The sequence below is a fragment of the Erythrobacter aurantius genome (genome assembly GCF_023823125.1).
Taxonomy (GTDB): Bacteria; Pseudomonadota; Alphaproteobacteria; order Sphingomonadales; family Sphingomonadaceae; genus Erythrobacter; species Erythrobacter aurantius.
Genome location: NZ_CP090949.1, coordinates 1,583,980 through 1,604,364, shown reverse-complemented (window position 1 = coordinate 1,604,364; position 20,385 = coordinate 1,583,980). Strand labels below are relative to the sequence as shown.

The 20,385-nt window shown below is 62.4% G+C and carries 14 protein-coding genes; 7 read left to right on the top strand and 7 right to left on the bottom strand.

All coding sequences use genetic code 11. The features are described from left to right. Nucleotides 1–95: 95 nt before the first annotated feature. Nucleotides 96–2,963, top strand: a complete 2,868-nt coding sequence (locus L1K66_RS07565; protein ID WP_252260340.1) for a M16 family metallopeptidase — start codon at nucleotides 96–98, stop codon at nucleotides 2,961–2,963. A gap of 94 nt (nucleotides 2,964–3,057) precedes the next feature. Here the strand turns inward: L1K66_RS07565 and L1K66_RS07560 are convergent, their stop codons facing one another. Beyond that, on the bottom strand, nucleotides 3,058–5,268 hold the full coding sequence (locus tag L1K66_RS07560) for a TonB-dependent receptor (protein WP_252260337.1): 2,211 nt from the start codon (nucleotides 5,266–5,268) through the stop codon (nucleotides 3,058–3,060). A gap of 268 nt (nucleotides 5,269–5,536) precedes the next feature. Between L1K66_RS07560 and purS the strand changes: the two genes are divergently transcribed. Both purS and purQ read left to right on the top strand, forming a co-directional pair. After that, a complete protein-coding gene (purS, locus tag L1K66_RS07555; RefSeq protein WP_034952711.1) occupies nucleotides 5,537–5,788 on the top strand; it encodes a phosphoribosylformylglycinamidine synthase subunit PurS in 252 nt (83 codons plus the stop codon). Further along, the gene (purQ, locus tag L1K66_RS07550; RefSeq protein ID WP_252260335.1) at nucleotides 5,788–6,477 is read left to right on the top strand and encodes a phosphoribosylformylglycinamidine synthase subunit PurQ; all 690 of its coding nucleotides are present in this window, start codon (nucleotides 5,788–5,790) and stop codon (nucleotides 6,475–6,477) included. Before purS ends, purQ begins: the two co-directional genes overlap by 1 nt. On the opposite strand, the gene L1K66_RS07545 is transcribed toward purQ, so the two are convergent. The 3 genes from L1K66_RS07545 to L1K66_RS07535 form a co-directional block, all read right to left on the bottom strand. Further along, nucleotides 6,478–8,799 carry a putative bifunctional diguanylate cyclase/phosphodiesterase gene (locus L1K66_RS07545; RefSeq protein WP_252260332.1) on the bottom strand — a complete coding sequence of 774 codons (2,322 nt, stop codon included), beginning with the start codon at nucleotides 8,797–8,799 and terminating at the stop codon, nucleotides 6,478–6,480. Nucleotides 8,800–8,924: 125 nt separating this feature from the next. After that, on the bottom strand, nucleotides 8,925–10,748 hold the full coding sequence (gene glmS, locus L1K66_RS07540) for a glutamine--fructose-6-phosphate transaminase (isomerizing) (RefSeq protein ID WP_252260329.1): 1,824 nt from the start codon (nucleotides 10,746–10,748) through the stop codon (nucleotides 8,925–8,927). Between the two features lie 105 nt (nucleotides 10,749–10,853). Next, a complete protein-coding gene (locus L1K66_RS07535; protein WP_252260326.1) occupies nucleotides 10,854–11,768 on the bottom strand; it encodes a DMT family transporter in 915 nt (304 codons plus the stop codon). 168 nt (nucleotides 11,769–11,936) lie between these two features. Between L1K66_RS07535 and L1K66_RS07530 the strand changes: the two genes are divergently transcribed. The 3 genes from L1K66_RS07530 to L1K66_RS07520 are packed head-to-tail and all read left to right on the top strand — an operon-like array spanning nucleotide 11,937 to nucleotide 15,759. Further along, nucleotides 11,937–12,950 (top strand): glycosyltransferase family 2 protein, encoded by a 1,014-nt coding sequence (locus L1K66_RS07530; RefSeq protein ID WP_252260324.1) that lies wholly within the window; start codon nucleotides 11,937–11,939, stop codon nucleotides 12,948–12,950. 14 nt (nucleotides 12,951–12,964) lie between these two features. Further along, nucleotides 12,965–14,638: an ArnT family glycosyltransferase gene (locus L1K66_RS07525; protein ID WP_252260323.1), complete on the top strand. Its 1,674-nt coding sequence runs from the start codon at nucleotides 12,965–12,967 to the stop codon at nucleotides 14,636–14,638. Nucleotides 14,639–14,655: 17 nt separating this feature from the next. Continuing rightward, nucleotides 14,656–15,759 (top strand): glycosyltransferase family 4 protein, encoded by a 1,104-nt coding sequence (locus L1K66_RS07520; protein WP_252260321.1) that lies wholly within the window; start codon nucleotides 14,656–14,658, stop codon nucleotides 15,757–15,759. A 4-nt stretch (nucleotides 15,760–15,763) separates the two neighbouring features. Here the strand turns inward: L1K66_RS07520 and L1K66_RS07515 are convergent, their stop codons facing one another. Beyond that, entirely contained in the window at nucleotides 15,764–16,807 is a 1,044-nt protein-coding gene (locus L1K66_RS07515; RefSeq protein ID WP_252260320.1) for a glycosyltransferase family 2 protein, read from the bottom strand. Beyond that, complete coding sequence (locus L1K66_RS07510) at nucleotides 16,807–18,072, bottom strand: TolB-like translocation protein (protein ID WP_252260318.1); 1,266 nt, start codon at nucleotides 18,070–18,072, stop codon at nucleotides 16,807–16,809. Before L1K66_RS07510 ends, L1K66_RS07515 begins: the two co-directional genes overlap by 1 nt. A gap of 92 nt (nucleotides 18,073–18,164) precedes the next feature. Here L1K66_RS07510 and L1K66_RS07505 point away from each other — a divergent pair, with 92 nt between their 5' ends. Beyond that, nucleotides 18,165–18,899 carry a class I SAM-dependent methyltransferase gene (locus L1K66_RS07505; protein ID WP_252260316.1) on the top strand — a complete coding sequence of 245 codons (735 nt, stop codon included), beginning with the start codon at nucleotides 18,165–18,167 and terminating at the stop codon, nucleotides 18,897–18,899. Here the strand turns inward: L1K66_RS07505 and L1K66_RS07500 are convergent. Next, nucleotides 18,896–20,179: a lipopolysaccharide biosynthesis protein gene (locus tag L1K66_RS07500; RefSeq protein WP_252260315.1), complete on the bottom strand. Its 1,284-nt coding sequence runs from the start codon at nucleotides 20,177–20,179 to the stop codon at nucleotides 18,896–18,898. The genes L1K66_RS07505 and L1K66_RS07500 overlap by 4 nt on opposite strands. Nucleotides 20,180–20,385: the final 206 nt, after the last annotated feature.

Below are 20,385 nucleotides of genomic sequence, written 5' to 3'. Positions count from 1 at the left end.
TCACCCGCATCGCGCTGGACGATGGCGGCCCGATCCCCGGCGAAATGCCTGAATATTCTTGTGATTGACCGCCCCATCGGGCAGCAAAGGCGGTGATGAGACATTTCCGACCGACCGCCGCGATTGCCGCCGGCCTGCTGCTCGCCCTCCCCAACATCGCCCTGGCACAGGGCCTCGCCGCGCAGGAAAGCCCGCAGACCGAACAAGCGGCGTCCAGCGAACCGCTCTGGGTGTTCGAAGACAGCGACGTGCCGGTCGATCCCGGCTTCGTGTTCGGGCGGCTCGACAACGGCATGCGCTACATCTTGCGTCAGAATGCCACGCCCGAAGGCACAGCGGTGGTGCGGATGCGGATCGATTCCGGATCGCTAGACGAAACCGACACCGAACGCGGGCTGTCGCACTATCTAGAGCACATGGCGTTCAACGGGTCGAAGAACATTCGCGAAGGCGAGATGGTGTCACTGCTGGAACGCGAAGGGCTGGCCTTTGGTGCGGACACCAATGCTTCGACCGGCTTCGATGCCATCACCTACATGCTCAACCTGCCCCGCAATGACGAAGAACTGCTCGGCACCGCGCTGATGCTGATGCGGGAGACCGCAAGCGAGCTGACCATTGCCGAGGACGCGGTGGAGCGCGAACGCGGCGTGATCCTCGCCGAAAGGCGCGACCGGCGCGGCTATGCCCAGCGCGCGCAGGAGGACAGTTTCGAATTCACCGCGCCAGACGCACGATTCCGTGAACGCCTGCCGATCGGCACGCTGGAGGTGCTGGAAACCGCCACCGCCGCGCAGATCAGGGCGCTGTACGAACGCACCTACACTCCCGCCAACACCGTGCTGGTCATCATCGGGGACTATCCTGTCGAGGTGATGGAAGCCGCCCTGCGCGCGCGCTTTTCCGACTGGCAGGCCGCCCCTGCCCCGGTGGAACCGGAAACCGGCCCGGTCGATGTAACCCGCAGCGGGGAGACGGATATCTACCTTGATCCCGCCCTGTCAGAGAGCGTTTCGCTCTATCGGCTCGCCCCGTGGCAGGACCTGCCCGATACCGAGGCAAACCGCCGCGAAGGATCGCTGCGTGCCATCGGATACGGCATCATCAACCGTCGCCTCGCCCGCCTTGCCCGCGGTGAAGAAGCACCCTTCCGCAGCGCCCGTTTCTCCAGCGGCGACATCTTTGAAGACGCGCGCAGCACCACGCTTTCGATATCGAGCGAGGATGGCGAATGGCGCAAGGGCGTTCTGGCGGCGACGCGCGAGCTCAATCAGGCGCTGACCTATGGCTTTACCCAGGCCGAACTGAACGAACAGCTCGCCAATATCCGCACCGCCCTTGAAAACCGGGTCGAAGGCGAAGCGACGCGCAACAATCAGGCGCTTGCCGGGGCTGCTTTGGCGCTGGTGAGCAGCGAGCGCATCCCGACAGAAGCAAGCTACCAACTGGCCCAGTTCGAGGCGAAGCAGGCGGATTTCACGCCCGAGCGCATACTGGCCGCGCTCAAGGCCGATGCTGCGCCGCTCGACGATCCGCTGATCCGGTTTCAGGGCCGCACCGCGCCAGAAGGCGGGGAAGAGGCGCTGCGCGCCGCCTTTGCCGAAGGCATGGCGATGCCTATCGCCCCGCCCGAGGACACAGGCGCTGTCGAATTCGCATACGGTGACTTTGGTGAACCGGGCGTGGTGGTTTCCGACACGCACGAGGAACGGCTCGGCTTCCGCTACATCACCTTTGCCAATGGCGTGCGCCTGACGCTCAAGGCGACCGATATCCGCAAGGACCAGATCGTGTTCCATATCGCGCTCGACGGTGGCGATCTGCTCAACACCGTGGACGATCCGCTCAAGACCTATCTTGTCAGCACAATGCCTTCGGGTGGGCTCGGCGCGCACAGCAGCGACGAATTGCAGACGATCCTTGCCGGGCGCAGCGTCGGCTGGCGCATTGCCAGCAATGGCGATGCCTTTACCGCGATCGGAGGCACGACCCCGCGCGATCTGGAATTGCAGCTGCAACTGGCGACTGCCGGGCTTACCGATCCCGGATACCGGCAGGAGGGGATCGAGCAGTTCCGCCGCGGCATCGCCAATTTCTTCGAAACGCTCAATTCGACGCCGGGCCGCGCCTATTCCACTGCAGCGGGCGCGATCCTGTCCGACAATGATCCGCGCTTCAGCCTGCAACCGCGCGAGACATTCGAAGCGCTCGATTTCGATCAATTGCGCGCCGCAATCTCGGACCGGCTCGAACAGGGCGCAATCGAAGTGGCTCTGGTGGGCGATTTCGACGAGGACGCCGCAATAGCCGCGGTTGCCGGGACGCTGGGCGCCCTGCCCCCGCGCGAGGCCGATTTCCTCCCGCGTGAGGAAGCGCGCCAGCGAACCTTCACCAAAGACCGCACGCAGCATGTGCTGCGCCATCAGGGCGAGGATGATCAGGCGCTGGTACGGTTGATCTGGCCCACAACCGATGACAGCGATCACGGCGAAACCATGCGCGTCAACCTGCTGGCGCGCGTGGTGCAGCTCGAACTGACCGATCGCCTGCGCGAAGAATTGGGGCAGGCCTATTCCCCCCGCGCATCGAGCGGCATGAGCCGGATTTATCGTGGGTACGGCACCTTCATGCTCAGCGCGTCGGTGGATGTCGCCGAAGTCGAGGCGACCCGCGCCGCGATGGACAAGCTGATCGCCGATCTGCGGGCCGCCCCGGTCGATGCGGACGTGCTGGAACGCGCGCGCAAGCCCTTGCTCGAAGCCTATGACAATGCGCTCAAGTCACCGGGCGGATGGATGAACCTTGCCGACCGCGCGCAAAGCCAGCCAGACCGGCTCGAACGCTGGTTCGTCGCGCCCGACATGCTGCGCGCGATCACAGCAGAGGAATTGCAAGCCGAAGCCCTGCAATATCTCGTGCCGGGCGAAGCGGTGGAAATCGTGGTCTTGCCCGAAGAGGGCTAGGCCGCACTTCTGGCAATAAGAAAGGGCCGACAGGTCGCCTCCCGTCGGCCCTTAGATTGTTCAGTCCCGGTTATCCTCCGGTCCCCGAATTTCCTCAGTAGTTGAAATTCAGTGCAACGCCAACCACGCGCGGTTCGTTTACGAACACCGAGTTGTTGTTGAAGTCGATCGCGCCAAGCACGTTAACTTCATCGGTGATGTTGCGAGCAAACAACGACACTTCGTACTCACCGTCATTCCCACGATAGCCCACACGCAGACCGCCTTCGATACGGCTGTCAGCGTTGAACTCGAGGCTCTCGTAAAGGAAGAAGTTGGTCTGGCCGAGATAGGTCCAGTCGGTGAAGATGAAGAATTCGTCACGCGCGCCAACCGGGATGGTGTAGCTCGCGGTGAAATCCCCACTCCATTTCGGCGCGTTGGGGAACGGGTTGCCGTCCACCAGTGCGCGGGTCGATCCGCCGATCACGGTCGTCGGATCGGTGACGGTGCATTGCGCGCAGATGCCCACGGCCAGCGTATCGTCGTTGATCTGCGTGTCGTTGTAAGCAACGCCCAGAGTGACCTGGAATTCCGGCGTGATCTGGAACGCGGTGTCGAGTTCGAAGCCCCAGGCTTCGCCTTCGTTGGCGTTGATCAGCTGGACGAGGTTGCCCGCGCCGCCGACAGCGGTGAACTGCGGATCTTCCACCGTGTAGTAGAACACCGCGCCGTTTAGACGGATCGTGCGATCGGCCAGCTCGCTCTTGAAGCCAACTTCGTAGCTGGTGATGTTTTCCGACTGCGCGACGCTGGGCGCGGCGAAGAAGGCAACGTCACGGCCCTGAATGGTCGGCGCGCGGAAAGCGTTCGCGACGCGGCCATAGACGCTGGTGTCATCGCTGACATCGGCGAACAGGCTGATGTCCCAGTCGATGTTGTCGTCCTGCACCGAAACCGGCTGAGGCGCGGCACCCGAACGCACGAAGAAGTCCTTCTCGTCGTCGGTGTAGCGCAGGCCGCCGGTGACGCGCAGCATGTCGGTCAGCTCATAGGTCAGCTGGCCGAACACCGCCCAGGCTTCGTTGGTGTGGTTGACGGTGACAGGCGGCGGGAAGGTAAAGCCGACCGTGGTCACGTCGAAATCGCTGTCGAAATAGAACGCGCCGACCTGCCACGAGAGCGCACCATCGCCATTCGAGGCGAGGCGCACTTCCTGCGTGTACTGCTTGAGATCGATCGAATCCTGCGTGTCGGCCGGGAACGGGATGAAGCCCGGACCCGTCACCAGGTTGCCGCCATCGACATCGCCGCGGCTGGAGCCTTCGCTCTCGTAATAGCCGGTGATCGAAGTCAGCGTGACGCCGCCGAAATCGTAGCTCATGTTGAGCGTCGCGCCCCACTGCTGGTAATCGGCATTGTTGCCGCCACCGCCATCGTAGGAAACGGTTTCACGGTCGAAACCGGGCACCAGATCGTTGTCGCCCGCTGCGACCGCATTGGCGCGGAAGAAGGTCGAGCTGCCGTTGAGGTCGCGGAACTGGACCTGTGCCAGCGCGCTGAATGCATCGCCCGGCGTGAACAGCAACTGGCCGCGAGCGGCGAAATCGGTGTAGCCGCCCATGACGTTTTCTTCGCCGGTGAAATCATTGCTGATCCAGTCGCTGCGACGCTGAAGCTGGGTCGAAACGCGGAATGCCAGAACATCCTCGACGATCGGCGCACCGACGGCGCCGGTGAACGAGATGGTATCGAACGAACCGAACGAAAGGCCGGCGTGCACGTCGGTTTCATTGGTGTCGGGCTTTACCGTGTCGATCTTGACGATGCCGGCAGGCGTGTTGCGGCCGAACAGCGTGCCCTGCGGGCCGCGCAGCACTTCGATGCGCTGAACGTCGAAGATCGGGAAGCTCTTAAGCGTCACGTTTTCGAGCACGATGTCATCCATGATGACGGAAACCGGCTGCGATGCGGCGAGATCGAAATCGGTGTTGCCAAGACCGCGGATGTAGAAACGCGGAGCGACACGGCCATTCGAGCTTTCAACGTTCAGGCCGGGGACCGAACCTGCCAGCGCCGTAGTGTCGGCGGCAGCCGCGAAGATGTTGTCGATGCGGCCCTGATCCAGCACGTCAGCCGAAACGGCGACGTCCTGCAGGTTTTCCTCGCGCCGGTTGGCGGTGACGATGATCGAGCCGAGCTGGCCTTCGCTCGCGCCTTCTTCGGCGTCCTGAGCGGCGGCAGGGGCGGCAAAGCCGATGGCGGCAGCGGTGAAGATGGTGGTGGTGGCCCAGAAACGGCGGGCGGTGGTGATGCGGTGTGACATGGGATCCTCTTGGGGTTGATCACTCACGACGGGTGGAGAGAGGAATTCGCCGCTGACAGGTTTGCGTGATTCTGGCGAGTTGAGAGCGCATCTGCGCACCGGGAAACCCGCATTCTGTGGCATTCTTTTGACACTTGTTGCGCAAGAGAGACACTTCCTGACCGGACTGTGACCACAAATGCCGAGGAAAGAGCGATGCGCAGCGATTGCGCCTCGCGGGCGAAACGCTATAGCCGCCCTCATTGATCCAATTGCCGGGACCAGAATCATGAAAGTTCGCATCCTCGTCCGCCTCAAGCCGGGTGTGCTCGATCCTCAGGGTCGCGCCGTGCACCACTCGCTCGACAGCCTCGGCTTTGCCGGAGTGGAAGACGTGCGGATCGGGCGACTGATCGAAATGGACGTGGCCGATGGCACCAGCGACGAAACGCTGACGAAAATGTGCGAACAGCTGCTCGCGAACATGGTGATCGAAGATTTCGCGATCGAAAAGCTCGACGGGCAGAAGGAACCGGCCTGATGGCTTTTCGCGCCGCCGTGATCACCTTTCCCGGCTCCAATTGCGACCGCGACATGGCGGTGGCGATCGAAGCGGTATCGGGCCAGCCGGCCTTGCGTGTCTGGCATGGAGATGCCGATCTGCCGGACAATCTCGATTTCATCGCCCTGCCCGGCGGCTTTTCCTATGGCGATTACCTTCGCTCAGGCGCGATGGCGGCCAAGAGCCCGATCCTGCGCGCCGTCGTTGAAGCGGCGGGACGCGGCGTTCCGGTGCTGGGCGTTTGCAACGGGTTTCAGGTGCTAACCGAAAGCGGGCTCTTGCCCGGCGCATTGATGCGCAATGCCGGTCAGACATTCGTGTGCCGCACCGTCGACCTTGAGGTTGCGAACACGAGCTCGCCTTTCACCACCGGATTCGCGCAGGGCGAGCACATCCGCATCCCAGTCGCGCATCACGATGGCAATTACTTTGCCGATCAGGCCACGCTGGACGCGCTTGAGGGCGAAGGCCGGGTGGCGTTCCGTTATGCCAACAACCCCAACGGCTCACAGCGCGACATTGCGGGTGTCTTGAGCGCCAACGGCCGTGTGCTCGGCATGATGCCGCACCCCGAACGCGCGATGGAGCCCGCCGCGCACCCGTCTTTGGGTGGCGCAGATGGGCGCAAGCTGTTTGAAAACGTGGTCGGAGCGCTTGTGGCCGCGTGATCAGGCGCGCAGCCGCATTCCGCCACCGTCGCCCGAAGTAAACAGGCGACGCGCCTCCTCGCTCGACATGGGGCGGCCAAAATGGAAGCCCTGGATCTTGTCGCAGCCAAGATTGCGGATCAGTTCGGCCTGATCGGCATCTTCGACGCCTTCCGCCGTCGTCGTCATGTTCATGCTCTTGGCCATGGCGACGACTGCGTTGATAATGGCGAGGCTTTCGTTGCTGCCCTGTGACGCGCCCTGAACGAAGGTGCGATCGACCTTGATCGTGGAGAACCGCAGCTTGCGCAGATATCCGAGCGAGGAATAGCCCGTCCCGAAGTCATCAAGCGCGATCGAACAACCCAGCGCCATCGCCTGCTCCAGCGCATTGCGGGCAACACTGGCATCGCGCAGGAAGATGCTTTCGGTGACTTCGATCTCAAGCCGCTCAGGCCGCAGGCCGCTAGCCGCCAGCGCATCGACCACTTCCTGATGGAAGTCCGGCTCCAGCAACTGTTCCGGTGAAACGTTGACGTTGATCTTCACGTGCTCGGGCCAGTTGCGCGCCTCGAAACAGGCCTGACGCAGCACCCATTTGCCGATCGGCACGATCAGGCGCGTGTCCTCCGCAAGCGGGATGAATTTGCCCGGGCTGACAAAGCCATGCTCCGAACTGTTCCAGCGCACCAGCGCCTCGAAGCTGACCACGTCTTCGGTGCGGGCATCGACGACCGGCTGATAGTGCAGCACGAATTCATCAAGGCCCAGCGCCTTGCGCAGGCTCACTTCGAGCTGGCGGCGCTCTTCGGCCGTGGCGTGCAGCACGGGTTCGAACCGGCAGTGTTCACCGCCACCGATGTCTTTCGCCTGATAAAGCGCAAGGTCGGCATTGCGCATCAGTTCCTCGACTGTGCGGCCATCGCGAGGACCGATGGCCGAGCCGACGCTGGCGCCGACATAGAGCGTATGGTTGTCGACCAGATAGGGTTCCGACAGGCTCTTGATCACCTGCCCCGCCAGCCGCCGGAGGAACTCCGGATCGCTCGCATCACGCACGACGATCGCGAATTCATCGCCACCCAGGCGCCCGACGAGCGCATTGTCGCCCATCAGCGCCTGAAGCCGTGCGGAAACCTGCGCCAGCAGCTTGTCGCCCGTCATGTGGCCAAGCGAATCATTGACCGCCTTGAACCGGTCGAGATCGACCATCAGCAGCGCGCAGCGCGTGCGCCAATGCTGGGCATACTTCAAAGCTTCTTCGAGCGCTTCGGTAAGCATCAGCCGGTTCGGCAGCGAAGTCAGCGTGTCAAAGCGCGCCAGATAGGCGATCTTTTCCGAGGAAAGCCGCTGTTCGGTGACATCCGATCCCACTCCGCGGAATCCGACGAACTTGCCACGTTCGTCACGCATCGGCGTGCCGGAAAGCTCCCACCAGCGTTCTTCGCCCTTGATGGAAACCTGGACGATCAGGTTGGAGAAGTTTTCCCGGTTGCGCAGCCGCTCAGCCAGATCATGCAGGCAGGGTGCGAAATCGCCGCTTTCCCATCGTTCGCCCGCGATCAGTTCAAGCAGCGGGCGTCCTTCGACTTCACGGTCGGTTGCGTTGAGCGCAAAGGCGAAGCGCGGGCTGACCGAGCGTACGCGGCGCTGAGGATCGACTTCCCAAAGCCAATCGGCTTCGTTCTCTTCGAATTCGCGCAGCAGCAGCGACACGACCTCTTCCTTCTCGGTGACCGCGTCTTCGGCAAGGCGCGCCGCGAGATAGGTGCGCCCGACCTTAACGGTACCGACGACGGTTGCGATCTGGAACAGGATCACAGCGCCCAGCAGGGTCCACTGCCCCGCCAGCATAGGCTGGACGATGGCGGCGATAGAGATGATCCCCGAAAACAGCAGGATGCTGATTGGCGAAGTCGTGTAGTAATAGACCGAAAGGGTCATGAGCAGCATCGCCACGATGTACAACGCCGCTGTTTCCGCACCCGGCGCATACGGGGCGAAGAACAGCAGCGGCACAGACCAGACGACGCCCGATGCCAGCGAAATCGCATTATGCTGCGTGAATTCGGAACGTGAAACCTTGCGCTGATCTGCATCGGCAAAGCTACGATCGACCATCAGGCCACGGGTGTGAACGGCAGCGAGGGCGACAAGCCAAAGCCCGATCCACATCAGGCTGATGTGCGGAATGAACATCTGCGCCACGAAGATGCCGAGGAAGGCATGAACGAATGCGCGGTAGAATGTCAGCTTTGCAAGCGCCGCATATTGCAGGCTGCGCAAACGCGCCCAATCGATGTCGCCATTATCCGACAAGCCGAGTACGGCGGAAATCGGCAATTCTTCATGGATAGCCGCGGGCTTATGGGAAATCGGGTCGCTCACCCTCCGGCGGTTAACCTCAAAAGGTTAGAAGTGGGTAAAGCGGGGGCCAGCGAAACAAAAAATTTCGCGCGTAAGACCGCCTATTCCACCGTTACCGATTTGGCGAGATTGCGCGGCTGATCGACATCGGTGCCTTTGACCACAGCGACGTGATAGGCGAGCAGTTGCACCGGGATCGCGTAAACCAGCGGAGCGATCAGCGGGTGGACCACCGGCATTTCGATCGTGGCAAGGCAGCCCTCGCCTGCCTCTTCGATACCCGTGGCGTCGGAAATCAGCACCACCTTGCCACCGCGCGCACGCACCTCTTCCATGTTGGAGACGGTCTTTTCGAACAGCGGACCAGACGGGGCGATCACCACCACCGGAACCTCATCGTCGATCAGTGCAATCGGGCCGTGCTTCATTTCACCTGAAGCGTAACCTTCGGCATGGATGTAGCTGATTTCCTTAAGTTTCAGCGCGCCCTCAAGCGCCAATGGAAAGTCCTGCCCGCGCCCCAGATAAAGCACATCGCGCGCCGGAGCGATGAGCGGCGCCATCGCCGCAATATCATCATCATGCGCTAGCGCGGCGTTGAGCGCGGCGGGCGTTTCGAGCAGGTGGCCGACCACTTCCTTTTCCTGCTCACGGGTCATGCGCCCTTTCTTCACCGCCATATGCGCCGCCAGCGCGGCCAGCACCGCAAGCTGGCAGGTGAAAGCCTTGGTCGAAGCGACCCCGATTTCAGGCCCGGCATGAATCGGGAGCAAAAGATCAGCCTCGCGCGCCATCGAACTTGTCGGAACATTGACGACCACGCCGATCGTCTGCCCCTCGGCCTTGCAATGGCGCAGCGCGGCCAGCGTGTCCGCGGTCTCACCGCTTTGAGAGATGAAAAGCGCCAGTCCGCCTTCCTCAAGTACGGGTTCGCGGTAGCGGAATTCCGATGCCACATCGATGTCGACCGGGACACGGGCGAACTGCTCGAACCAGTATTTGGCGACCAGACCGGCGTAATAGGACGTGCCGCATGCCACGATCGTCAGCCGCTTTATCCCGGAAATGTCGAAATCGAATTGCGGCAGGGCGACCGAATTGTCCTCGCGCCGCAGGTAGGAGGTGAGCGTTTGCGCCACCACTGTGGGCTGCTCGAAGATCTCCTTCTGCATGAAGTGGCGGTAATTGCCCTTTTCCACTGCAGCTGCCGAAGCGCCTGAAGCCTGGATCGCACGTTCGACCGGGTTGTTTTCGGCATCGAAAATCTGCGCACCGTCGCGCGTGATGATCACCCAGTCACCTTCTTCGAGATAAGTGATCCGCTGCGTCAGCGGAGCAAGCGCCAGCGCGTCCGAGCCGAGGAACATCTCGCCATCGCCATATCCCACGACCAAAGGCGAGCCGAGTCGCGCCCCTATCAGCAGATCGGGATTCTGGCGGAAAGTAATGGCAAGCGAGAAAGCACCACGCAGACGGGGGAGGACATCGGCGACCGCCTCCTGCGGTGACATTCCTTTTTCGACCCGCGATGAAATCAGATGGGCGGCGACTTCGGTATCGGTCTCGCTCTGGTAGGTGCGGTTTTCGTCGGCCAGTTCTTCACGCAGGGCCTTGTAATTCTCGATGATCCCATTGTGCACCAGCGCCAGTTCTTCGGTCGCATGGGGGTGCGCATTGGCTGCTGTGGGCGCTCCATGCGTGGCCCAGCGCGTGTGCGCGATCCCGACATTGCCTGGGGCAGGCTCACGTTCCAGCACGCCAACCAGATTGAGCAGCTTGCCTTCGGCGCGGCGCCGGATCATCTCGCCATTGTACTGGGTGCAAACCCCGGCGCTGTCATAGCCGCGATATTCCATCCGCCTGAGACCATCGACGAGTCGATCTGCCACCGGATGCGAACTCACGATCCCGATAATGCCGCACATTGTCCTGATTTCCCCTGATGCCTTGAGGCGATGCTGAAGCTGAAGTCGGGTGGTTAACCCGGTAAGGTTGAACAAGCCTTGAAGGAAAGCTCGATAACCAAGGTTTTATGGCCGTGCACCCGCATTTATCGAAGGCGCGCTCGCCTTCAACCCGTCTCGCCAAAGATATAGTCCGGATGCGATGATCAAACTTGCTCCGATTCCGGTGTAAAGATCGGGCACGTCGTCGAAAAACGCCCAGCCCAGCACGACTGCGACTATCAACTGCACATAGATCGCAGGCGCGACCTGTGCCGCACCGGCGCGGCTTGTGCCGACATAGGCGAGCCAATGGGCGGTCGTGGCCGTCACCGCCACCACGGCGCAGCGCAGCACCACATCCCAACTGGGCCAGCCGAAATCCAGTTCCGGCACGCCCGAAACCTTGGCGGCGATACATACGGCAATCAGGATGGGAATACTGAAAGCAGCGACGAAAACCTGCATCGACAGCGCGCTGCCTTGGCCGGCGCTGGCGCGATTGGATACCATCAGCAACGCAAAGAACGTGGCCGAAACCAACGGCAGCAAGGCGCCCCACCCCAGCAGCGCGAGATTGGGCCGCAGGATGATCACCACCCCGGCAAGCGCGACAATCGAAACGAGATAGACCTTGGGCCGCACCTTTTCCCCTAAAAGCAGCCCGGCAAAGGCCTGCGTCAGGATGGGTGACAGGAACCCGATCGCCAGCGCTTCTGCCAGCGGCATGATGTAGATCGCTGAGAAGAAGCAGACCGATGCAAGCGCGAGGCACAGACCGCGGGCGACCTGCAGCCATGGTTTTTGCGGGATGAAGGCGCGCGGCCCTTCCTGGCGCAGCAGCAGCAGCGAAAGCCCGCAGGCGCCAATGGAAAAGCGCAAGGCGGCAACCGCATAGGGCGGCCATTCACCCGCCATGCTCTTTACCACCGCGTCTCCCATCGAAAGGATGGCGAACCCGGCGACAGCATAGCCCAGACCGCTGCGTTCATGCGGGGTCATGGAATGATCCAGATGGCCTAATCATGCGCCCCCGTGGGCCAAGCCAAACCGAAAGGCAAGAGCGGGCGCTCGCCAACATCATCATGGTTTACGATTGCTTAAACCCCTCCCGGTAACACCACCCTGAACCGGTGCTCAAAGAGTGCCAACGGGGGCCTAACCGAACCAATGACAAAGCTGATCATCCAGATTCCCTGCCTTAACGAAGCGGAGACCTTGCCGGCGACTCTCGCCAAGCTGCCGCGCCAGATCGACGGGGTCGATACGATCGAATATCTGATCATCGACGATGGCAGTTCGGATGACACTTCGGGTGTCGCCCGGCGATGGGGCGTGCATCACATCGTTCGCCACCGCCGCAACCGCGGCCTCGCCGAAGCTTTCCGTTCGGGCATCGATCGATGTCTTGCCGAAGGCGCGGACATCATCGTGAACACCGATGCCGACGGGCAGTACGAAGGCGCGGACATCGCCAAGATTGTCGCCCCTGTCGTGGCGGGCGAAGCCGATATCTGCATCGGCGATCGTTCGGTTGCCCGCAATGAACATTTCGGCCTTGGCAAACGGATGCTGCAACGGCTTGGCAGCTATGTCGTTCGCACGCTTTCGGCGACCGACATCACCGATGCCGTCAGCGGTTTTCGCGCGATCAGCCGCGACGCAGCGCAGCGCATCAACATCACCACCGATTTCAGCTACACCACCGACATGCTGATCCAGGCAGGGCGCAAGCGGCTGGCGATCACCAGCGTACCGATCCGCACCCATGCCGCGACCCGGCCTTCGCGCCTGTTCAAGTCGATCCCGCGCTTCATCCAGCAGACCGGCGTTACCATCCTGCGCGCCTACACCACTTTCAATTCGCTGCGGGTGTTTGTCGGCCTTGGCATGCTGGCGACGCTGACCGGGCTGGTTCCAATCGGGCGCTTCCTGTGGTTCTATTTCAGCGGCGATGGCGATGGCCATGTGCAATCGCTGGTGATCGGCGGCGCGCTGCTCACCGTCGGCGTACTGGTGGCGACGCTTGGCATTCTGGCTGATCTGATTGCAACCAATCGCAAACTGCTCGAAGCCAACATGCTCAAGCTGCGCCGGATCGAGGAAAAGCTGATCGAGGCGGAGGCTCAGCGAAGCGCGCCCGCAGCACTCGACACCACCGAAACCCTGCGCAAAGCCGGGTAAGCCTGCCCAAGCCCATGAGCCGCATGGAAACCATCGAAGTCCCTGCCCCCACGCAGGATGCATCTCGTGACCATTCGTGGCTGGCACTGATCGCGCTGGCCGTGATCGCCGTCGTGCAGGTGCATTTCGCGCTTACCCGGACGATCAACTGGGACGAATTCTTCTTCTACGGCCAGATCGTCGATTTCACCCAAGGCGAGGCGCTGCGCCCGCTGCAAACGCTGCATGTGCAATTGTTCCAATGGATCCCCGGCATCGCCAGCACCGGTGTTGACGGCATCGTCATCGGGCGGCTGTTCATGCTCGCCTGCGCCCTTGTCACCGCGGCATCGATCGCGCTGATTGCCGGCAAGTTCGCACGCCGCGAATACGCGCTGGCTGCGGCGCTCGTCTGGCTCACCGCCGGATTCACGATGCAGCATGGCTGGTCTTTCCGAACCGATCCGCTCGCCACCGCCCCGCTCGTCGCCGCACTTGCGGTGCTCGCGCGGTCGCGGCTCTCGCTTGGCTGGATTGCCTTGGGAGGATTGCTTGTCGGCTTTGCCGGAATGGTGACGGTCAAGACGATCCTGTTCCTGCCCGCCTTTGCCGGGCTCGCATGGCTGCGCTGGTCAGAGGCGAAGTTCGCGCCCGCAATCGCGCTAAGGATTGCCGCGATCCCGGTATCGGCCGCGATTGCTTTTGCCGCGCTGTATCTATGGCACGGGTCGGTGCTGGGCGATGCCGATGCACAAACGGGCGCGTCCTATGCCAGCGGGGTCAGCCAATCGATGCTGTTCGCGGGCATGCCGATCTACCTCCATTTTGCGGTGAAGGCGGCTATCATTTCGGTCGCAGCGGTGGCGGCAATCGGTTTTGCCTTTGCCAAACTGAAAACCCGTCCACGTGACGAGATGATCGCGCTGGCCGGGCTGCTGGCCCCGCTCGCCGCCCTGCTGATCTATCGCAACACGCTGCCCTATTTCTATCCGATGATGCTGGCCCCGGTGATTGCCGCCAGCGTGATCGGCGTTGCCGCGATTGCCGAGCGTTACAGCCTCAAACTGCTGATCGCCTATGCCGCCATCAGCGGGATCGTGGTCTGGGCGGTCGACGGGCCGGGCTTCAAGGATCAGCAACGCGAAATCCAGATCGCCGCAGACACGATCTTTGACGAGCCGGTAGGCTATATCGACTTCCCCGACATGCTGCCCGCCCATCGCAAGGAAAACGGGTTCCTCACAGCTTGGGGGATCGAAAGCCAGCATGCCCGCGACGAAGGCTATTTCCGCAATCTGCTGGAAGACAAATCCGTGCCGCTGTTGTTGACGGCAGAACCGGAAAAAAACCCGACCCTTCTCGCCGTGATGCAGGGACTGCCGCAACAGGCCCGCTTCCGCGAGGATGACAGGGCCGTGCTGCGCGCGACCTATCGCCCGTTCTGGGGGCCGTTCTGGCTGGCGGGCAAGACCGTGCCTGCGGGACAGAGCGAGAGCTATGAAGTGCTGGTGACCGGCCCCTACACCGTCACGGGCGGGTCAATCAGCATCAACGGAACGCGACATAATGCGGGCTCCATCATCGCGCTTGATCGCGGCATGGTGACGCTGGAAAACACCGGCGGCGGCGAAGCCGGGATCATCTGGGGCAAGGCATTGCGCGCGCCAGATGCCCCGCCGCCTGAACGACCATACTGGCGTGGATTCTGATCGCGGATCGGCGCAGAATGACAGCCATGCCCACCGATCTTCCGATCCGTACAGATAACGCGAGGAGCGCGGCGCGGGTGCTGTTCATCACCCGCAAGTGGGGCCCGGCGGTCGGCGGCATGGAAACCTACAGCGAACGGCTGAGTGAAGAGCTGGCAAGGCTCCACCCGGTTGACGTGATTGCGCTGAAAGGGCGCGACAACGGTTTGCCGCCAACAGCGCTTGCTCTGCTGCTGTTTCCCTTCACTGTCCTGCGCCGCCTGTTCGCGCTGCGCGATGCACCCGCAATCATCCATTGCGGCGATATGGCGATCTGGCCGCTGGGTTTGATGGCTCATGCCTTTTTCCCGAGGGCGCGGCTTGTCCTGTCCGCCCATGGCACCGATGTGTCCTATGGTCTGCGCGGCGGGTTTCTCGGCAGCGTTTACGAGGCCTACCAGAAACTGGGCACGCGCCTGCTGGGGCGTTCCGGGGTCATCGCCAATTCCCATGCCACGCGTGACAGGCTCAAGGATATTGGTTGGCAACCACGTGCTGTCGTGCCGCTTGCCACCGATCTTCGCGCTGGCCCGCCAACGTCCTTCGATCGGGACACAATCCTGTTCGCAGGGCGGCTTATCACTCAAAAGGGTTGCAGCTGGTTCGTGCGCGAGGTGATGCCGCGGTTGCCCGAAACCATGCAATTGACCGTGATCGGTACGCGCTGGGATGCGAGCGAGGACGCGGTGCTGGATTTTCCTAGGGTCAACTTCCTCGGCCCGATGGCGCAAACCGAACTGGCCCGGCATTTCGCCGCTGCCGCCTGTGTCGTCATGCCCAATATCGAGCGCGCGAATGGCGAATTCGAAGGCTTTGGCCTGATCGCCCCCGAAGCCGCCAGCGTCGGCGGGGTTGTGTTGGCATCGGCGACAGGCGGATTGAAGGACGCGGTGATCGACGGAGAAACCGGGTTTCTTCTGCCCCCCGGCAATGCCCAGGCATGGGCGGACAGAATTCTTGCGATCCGCGACTGGAATGCCGCGGCGCGGGCGGATTTTATCGCGCAATCACAGCTTGCAGCACGGCGGCACTTCAGCTGGCGCCGCGTGGCCGAGGCAACCGCGCAGGCCTACACCCAATAGATATTCACCCGCGCTTGCGGCCCCGCAGGCTCTTGATGGCAGTCCCCGGATCACCGGCAACCGCTCGGGCAAGATGCGGCAGATGAGCGCGGCCGTGCCAGACGAAAGCGGCAATTGCGGCAGGCGATGAAAGGCCCGCGCCGCGTGACAGGATCGAATCGGCCAGCAGACCCGCCGTCATCTTGCGTACCCAGCCGCGATGCGATGCGCCGGGCGCCGAAGCACAATCATGCGCGACCATCGCATCAGCCCCCGCAATCGCCGCCCGGACCGTGGCGGGCGTAGCTTTGGCATTGTATGAGAACAGCGCAATCAGCGGCTCCAGCCCTTGCGCAATCTCTTGCGGAAGACGTGCAGCGAGGTTCCGGCGCCCGATTGCCGCGCAATTCTGCGCCTGTTCATGCCGCCGAGAATGCGTAATCGCGCCTGCGTGCCGGCGATAGCGGATCAGTGCATCGGGCAACCGGCGGGTGGGGCCAAGCGCGGCAAGCCTGCTCCACAAGTCGAAATCCTGCGCGGTGCGGAATCCTTCGTCATAGCGGATCGGATTTGTGCCATCGGGACAACGGCGGAAGAAGAATGTCGGATGCGGCCCCGGCGGGTTCCAGCCGAGCAGCCAGCGCACCTGCCAATCGTCAAGCGGCTCGCCACCGCGACGCAGCACCCGCCCTTCCCCGTCGATCATCTCGAAATTCGCGGTAATGCCGATTTCTTGCGGGTGCGCTTGCATATGCGCGTGCTGGATCGCCAGCCGATCAGGCAGGCACACGTCATCGGCATCGATCCGCGCGATGAATTCTCCCCGCGCCGCCTCAAGCCCGCGATTGAGCGAGCGGGTTAGGCCCAGATTGGTGTCGTTCGTGATGATGCGGATGCGCGGATCATTTTCCGCCGCAGACGCAAGCAGCGCGGGTGTGCCATCACTCGATGCGTCATCGACAATCACGAATTCGTAATCGGAAAATGTCTGCGCGGCGACGCTTTCCAGCGTTTCGGCCAGAAACGCCTCGCCATTGTGGACCCCCATCAGGACGGTAATCGCAGGCATCACCGGTTCCCGGTATCAACCAGATAGAGCGCGCGGTAGCCTTCGTGGGTGGAATCGACCACCACCAGCTTTCCGTCGCGCGACCAGCGTGGATGCAGATCACAGCGCCATTCGTCCTGATACCGGCGATCTGCCGGCAAGCGGCCCAGTTCGCGGCGATTGCCGCCGTCCTTGTCCAGCACGAACAGCGTCTGATCGCCATAGAGATCGGGATAGGTATCAGTCACCCACTGGCCGCTTTCTTCGTGCTGGCTGGGATGTCCGTCGACCTTGGGCATGGTGGACGACAGCGGCGAAAGCGAGCCGTCGCGGCAATCGAAAACCACATATTCGGAGAAAATGCCGGTGTTGTCGGTGTAGGCGATCCGGTCTTCGTCGAGCCACCAGTAATGCGATGCCCGCCCCTTCAGCGGTACCCGAATAAGGCCCGACCCGTCGCAATTGCCGACCACCGCATCGACCGTCCACCCGTGCACGTCATCGGGTTCGGGAAGGCGTTTGTACAGGACGCTGAACCGCGTACCTTCCGGACTGAGCAGAGCGGCGTTGAGATAATGGTATTGGCCCGCATCTGCGCCCGGCACCAGTTCGGCAAAGCGGGGCATGGCATAGGCAAGCTCGCCCTTGCCGGTGGCCAGATCGACCAGTGTGACGCCGTCGCCATCGGGAAGGTTCTGCCGGGCGAACGGATCTTCCAGCAGCGGATAGCCATAGCCGGGGCGGCACCGGGCCAGCCGCGCGAAATTGAGCGAAAGGCCGATCCCGGCATCCTCGTGCACGTCGAACAACGGCACGTCGCAATGCCTTCTCATGCCGCCATCTTTGTCGGCGAGACAATGCGCCGGGGCGCCGTCAATCATCGCGTTGAAGGCCAGAGTGCGCGGCCCCGCGCTATCCCACCAGCGCAGCCGCGCCCCCATCTGCCAGCACCACAATTGCGTGTCGGCGACGTGGTGCCATTCGCCCGAGGCGATATCGAACCAGCCCACAGCCGCAATTTCCGAACCGTCGAGCGCACGGCGGGCGACGGGTGAGGCATGCGCCAGCACCGCTTGCCCGTCAGCCGATATAGGCTGGATTTCGTAATATCCGGCAAAGGTTTCCTGCGCGGCGACACGATATTCGCGTGCATCGGGCCTATCCGGCGCACCTTCGCGAATTGATCTGACCGTGCGCAGCACCGGAGGAAGGACCTGTGTCTTCAGCCCGCGCCTGATGGGACGCGGGATCGTCATCGCGATGGAGGAAAGCAATTTGCGGCTCATGCGAATTCATTAACCCGGCAGTTACTAAGATTTCTTACTCATTGGGCATATTTTCCAACGCGCCACCTAAGGCGCACAGCAGCGAGCGCAAAATGGCGACCAAGGCCCAATCCCCCGATTCCCTCTACGGCACCGATTTCCACGCGGACCGCGATGCCCGGACCCGCGCGGCCGCCCGGCTCGTATTGGGCAAGATCGGCGAATGGATCGCGCCAGCCAGCGCCTGCGATGTCGGTTGCGGTGTCGGCACCTGGCTTTCGGTTGCGCAGGAAATGGGCATTGCCGAGGTGCAAGGGTTCGAAGGACCATGGGCGCGCACCGCCAATCTCGTGCTCGATGAAGGGCAGGTGAGCTTCCAGAACCTTGAGGAAAAGGTTTCGGCAGACCGCCGCTTCGATCTCGTGATCTCGTTGGAAGTAGCCGAGCATCTGGCCGAATCCCGCGCGCGCAGCTTTGTCGGCGATCTTTGTGCGCTGGGCGACTGCGTCCTGTTTTCGGCTGCCATCCCGTTTCAGGGCGGCACCGGCCACGTAAATGAACAATGGCAGAGCTATTGGGCGGGCCACTTTGCCGAACACGGCTATCAGGCATTCGATCCGATCCGCCCGATGATCTGGCAGAATGGCGATATCGCCTTCTGGTATCGCCAGAACATGCTGGTGTTCGCTCGCGAAGGTTCCGAGGCGGCGGCGAAGCTGTCAGGCCACGGGTTTGGTGCGCCTGCGATGCTCGATCTGGTCCACCCCGATCAGTATCTCCATGCCGAAGCGGCACAGCCGGGCCGCGCCATCTCGCGCAAGGTGAAGCAGGTGCTGGGCCGCGCCTAACCCTGCGTGCGGTGCAAGGTCAGGCGCGCAGTAATCCAGCCATAGCTGGACCACACCAGCTCAAAGGCGATGTGGGCCAGCCCGATACCGATCAGCCCGAGCGGTTCGATCGTCCAGCCCAGCACGATGAAGAACGCAGCGGTTCCGGCGATGACCGAGCCGAGAAACCGCCCGCTTTGGCCAAAGGCGATCAGCAGCGGCATCAAGGTGACGCCTGATAGGTAAAGCGCCCGCGCGGCGAACAGGATTGCCGTTATCGTCGCGCCGGCGGCAAATTCCTTACCAAAGCCGAGCGCCAGAACGGGCCCGGCGATCAACGCCATAACGGCTGCAAGAACCAATCCGGCCAGACATGCAATGGCCGCGATCTTTGCGGCATAGAACAGCGCCTGATCACCCTCGCCCCGCGCCGCGAAACGGGCAATCGGCGCGCTTGCCACTTGCTGCAAGGGCCGCCCCAGCTGTCCGACGAGATTGGCGAGATTCTTGGCCGCGCGCAGCAGGCTGGCCGCCACCGGGCCAAGCACCGCGCCTGCAAGGATGACATCGCCTTCCTGGCTCAACATCCGAATGCCGAATGTCGCATTGGTCTGCCACATCATCGCCCAGAAACCCGGCGAGGCGGCAATCGCGCCGCGCGCATCCGCTTGCCGCAATCCCGACACGCCATGCGCTCGCAGGATCACGAGCGACCAGACCAGATAGACAAGGTTAGCGGCCACTTCCGCCACCAGCCAGATGATCAGGAACACCTCGGCCCCGGCCTGCGCGAACCAGGCAATCAGCGATCCGGCCAAGGTTACCAGTGAAACCGCCACCGGCCTCAGGCTGATCGCGCCGAACCTGTCGTAGCAGCGCAGTCCCGCCTCGATCGCGCCAAAGGTGCGTGTCGCGATCACGATGCAGAATCCGGCGGCAAGTGCGATCCAGTGCCCGTCGATGCCCAACCACGGCGCGACAAGAGGCAGCAAAGCGACTGCGACAATTGTGGCGATCAACGCTGTCCCGAAATCGACGATCAGCCCGGCCTTGAGCAATCCCCGCAATCGATCCGTGTCGTTACTTTCCTGCGCCCCGGCGAGGAAATTGGTCAACACGTTGACCGACTGGAAATTGAACAATCCGTCGATCAGGCGGACATAAGCCTGGATCAGGATGACTATGCCGAGCGCAGCCAGATCAAGCGCTTGCGCCGCGATCGCAAAGATCACCAGTTGCAAGACGCCATTGGCGGCATTTCCGCCAACCAGCTTGCTCCACGCCCCTAACAGCTTGTGCATCCGGGTGCCCGATCCTTGCCTGTTCGCACTGGCCACCCCTGTCAGGGCCGCCTCCCGGCTCACTCGCCTGTGCTTCCCGCAGCGTAAAGGGGCGAACCGATTCTATCCCCCGCACGGCCATGCGAAAGGCCGGAATGGTTCTGCATGACGAGGCCGGTTTTAGGGAAAAAATAAGGTTTCCCAATTATTCACCACTTTTCGAGAGG

Excerpts from the sequence above, each read along its gene's own strand:
- L1K66_RS07565 (WP_252260340.1), top strand. The coding sequence starts at position 96 with ATGAGACATTTCCGACCGACCGCCGCGATTGCCGCCGGCCTGCTGCTC.
- L1K66_RS07560 (WP_252260337.1), bottom strand. The coding sequence starts at position 5,268 with ATGTCACACCGCATCACCACCGCCCGCCGTTTCTGGGCCACCACCACC.
- purS (WP_034952711.1), top strand. The coding sequence starts at position 5,537 with ATGAAAGTTCGCATCCTCGTCCGCCTCAAGCCGGGTGTGCTCGATCCT.
- purQ (WP_252260335.1), top strand. The coding sequence starts at position 5,788 with ATGGCTTTTCGCGCCGCCGTGATCACCTTTCCCGGCTCCAATTGCGAC.
- glmS (WP_252260329.1), bottom strand. The coding sequence starts at position 10,748 with ATGTGCGGCATTATCGGGATCGTGAGTTCGCATCCGGTGGCAGATCGA.
- L1K66_RS07535 (WP_252260326.1), bottom strand. The coding sequence starts at position 11,768 with ATGACCCCGCATGAACGCAGCGGTCTGGGCTATGCTGTCGCCGGGTTC.
- L1K66_RS07530 (WP_252260324.1), top strand. The coding sequence starts at position 11,937 with ATGACAAAGCTGATCATCCAGATTCCCTGCCTTAACGAAGCGGAGACC.
- L1K66_RS07525 (WP_252260323.1), top strand. The coding sequence starts at position 12,965 with ATGAGCCGCATGGAAACCATCGAAGTCCCTGCCCCCACGCAGGATGCA.
- L1K66_RS07520 (WP_252260321.1), top strand. The coding sequence starts at position 14,656 with ATGACAGCCATGCCCACCGATCTTCCGATCCGTACAGATAACGCGAGG.
- L1K66_RS07515 (WP_252260320.1), bottom strand. The coding sequence starts at position 16,807 with ATGCCTGCGATTACCGTCCTGATGGGGGTCCACAATGGCGAGGCGTTT.
- L1K66_RS07510 (WP_252260318.1), bottom strand. The coding sequence starts at position 18,072 with ATGAGCCGCAAATTGCTTTCCTCCATCGCGATGACGATCCCGCGTCCC.
- L1K66_RS07505 (WP_252260316.1), top strand. The coding sequence starts at position 18,165 with ATGGCGACCAAGGCCCAATCCCCCGATTCCCTCTACGGCACCGATTTC.
- L1K66_RS07500 (WP_252260315.1), bottom strand. The coding sequence starts at position 20,179 with ATGCACAAGCTGTTAGGGGCGTGGAGCAAGCTGGTTGGCGGAAATGCC.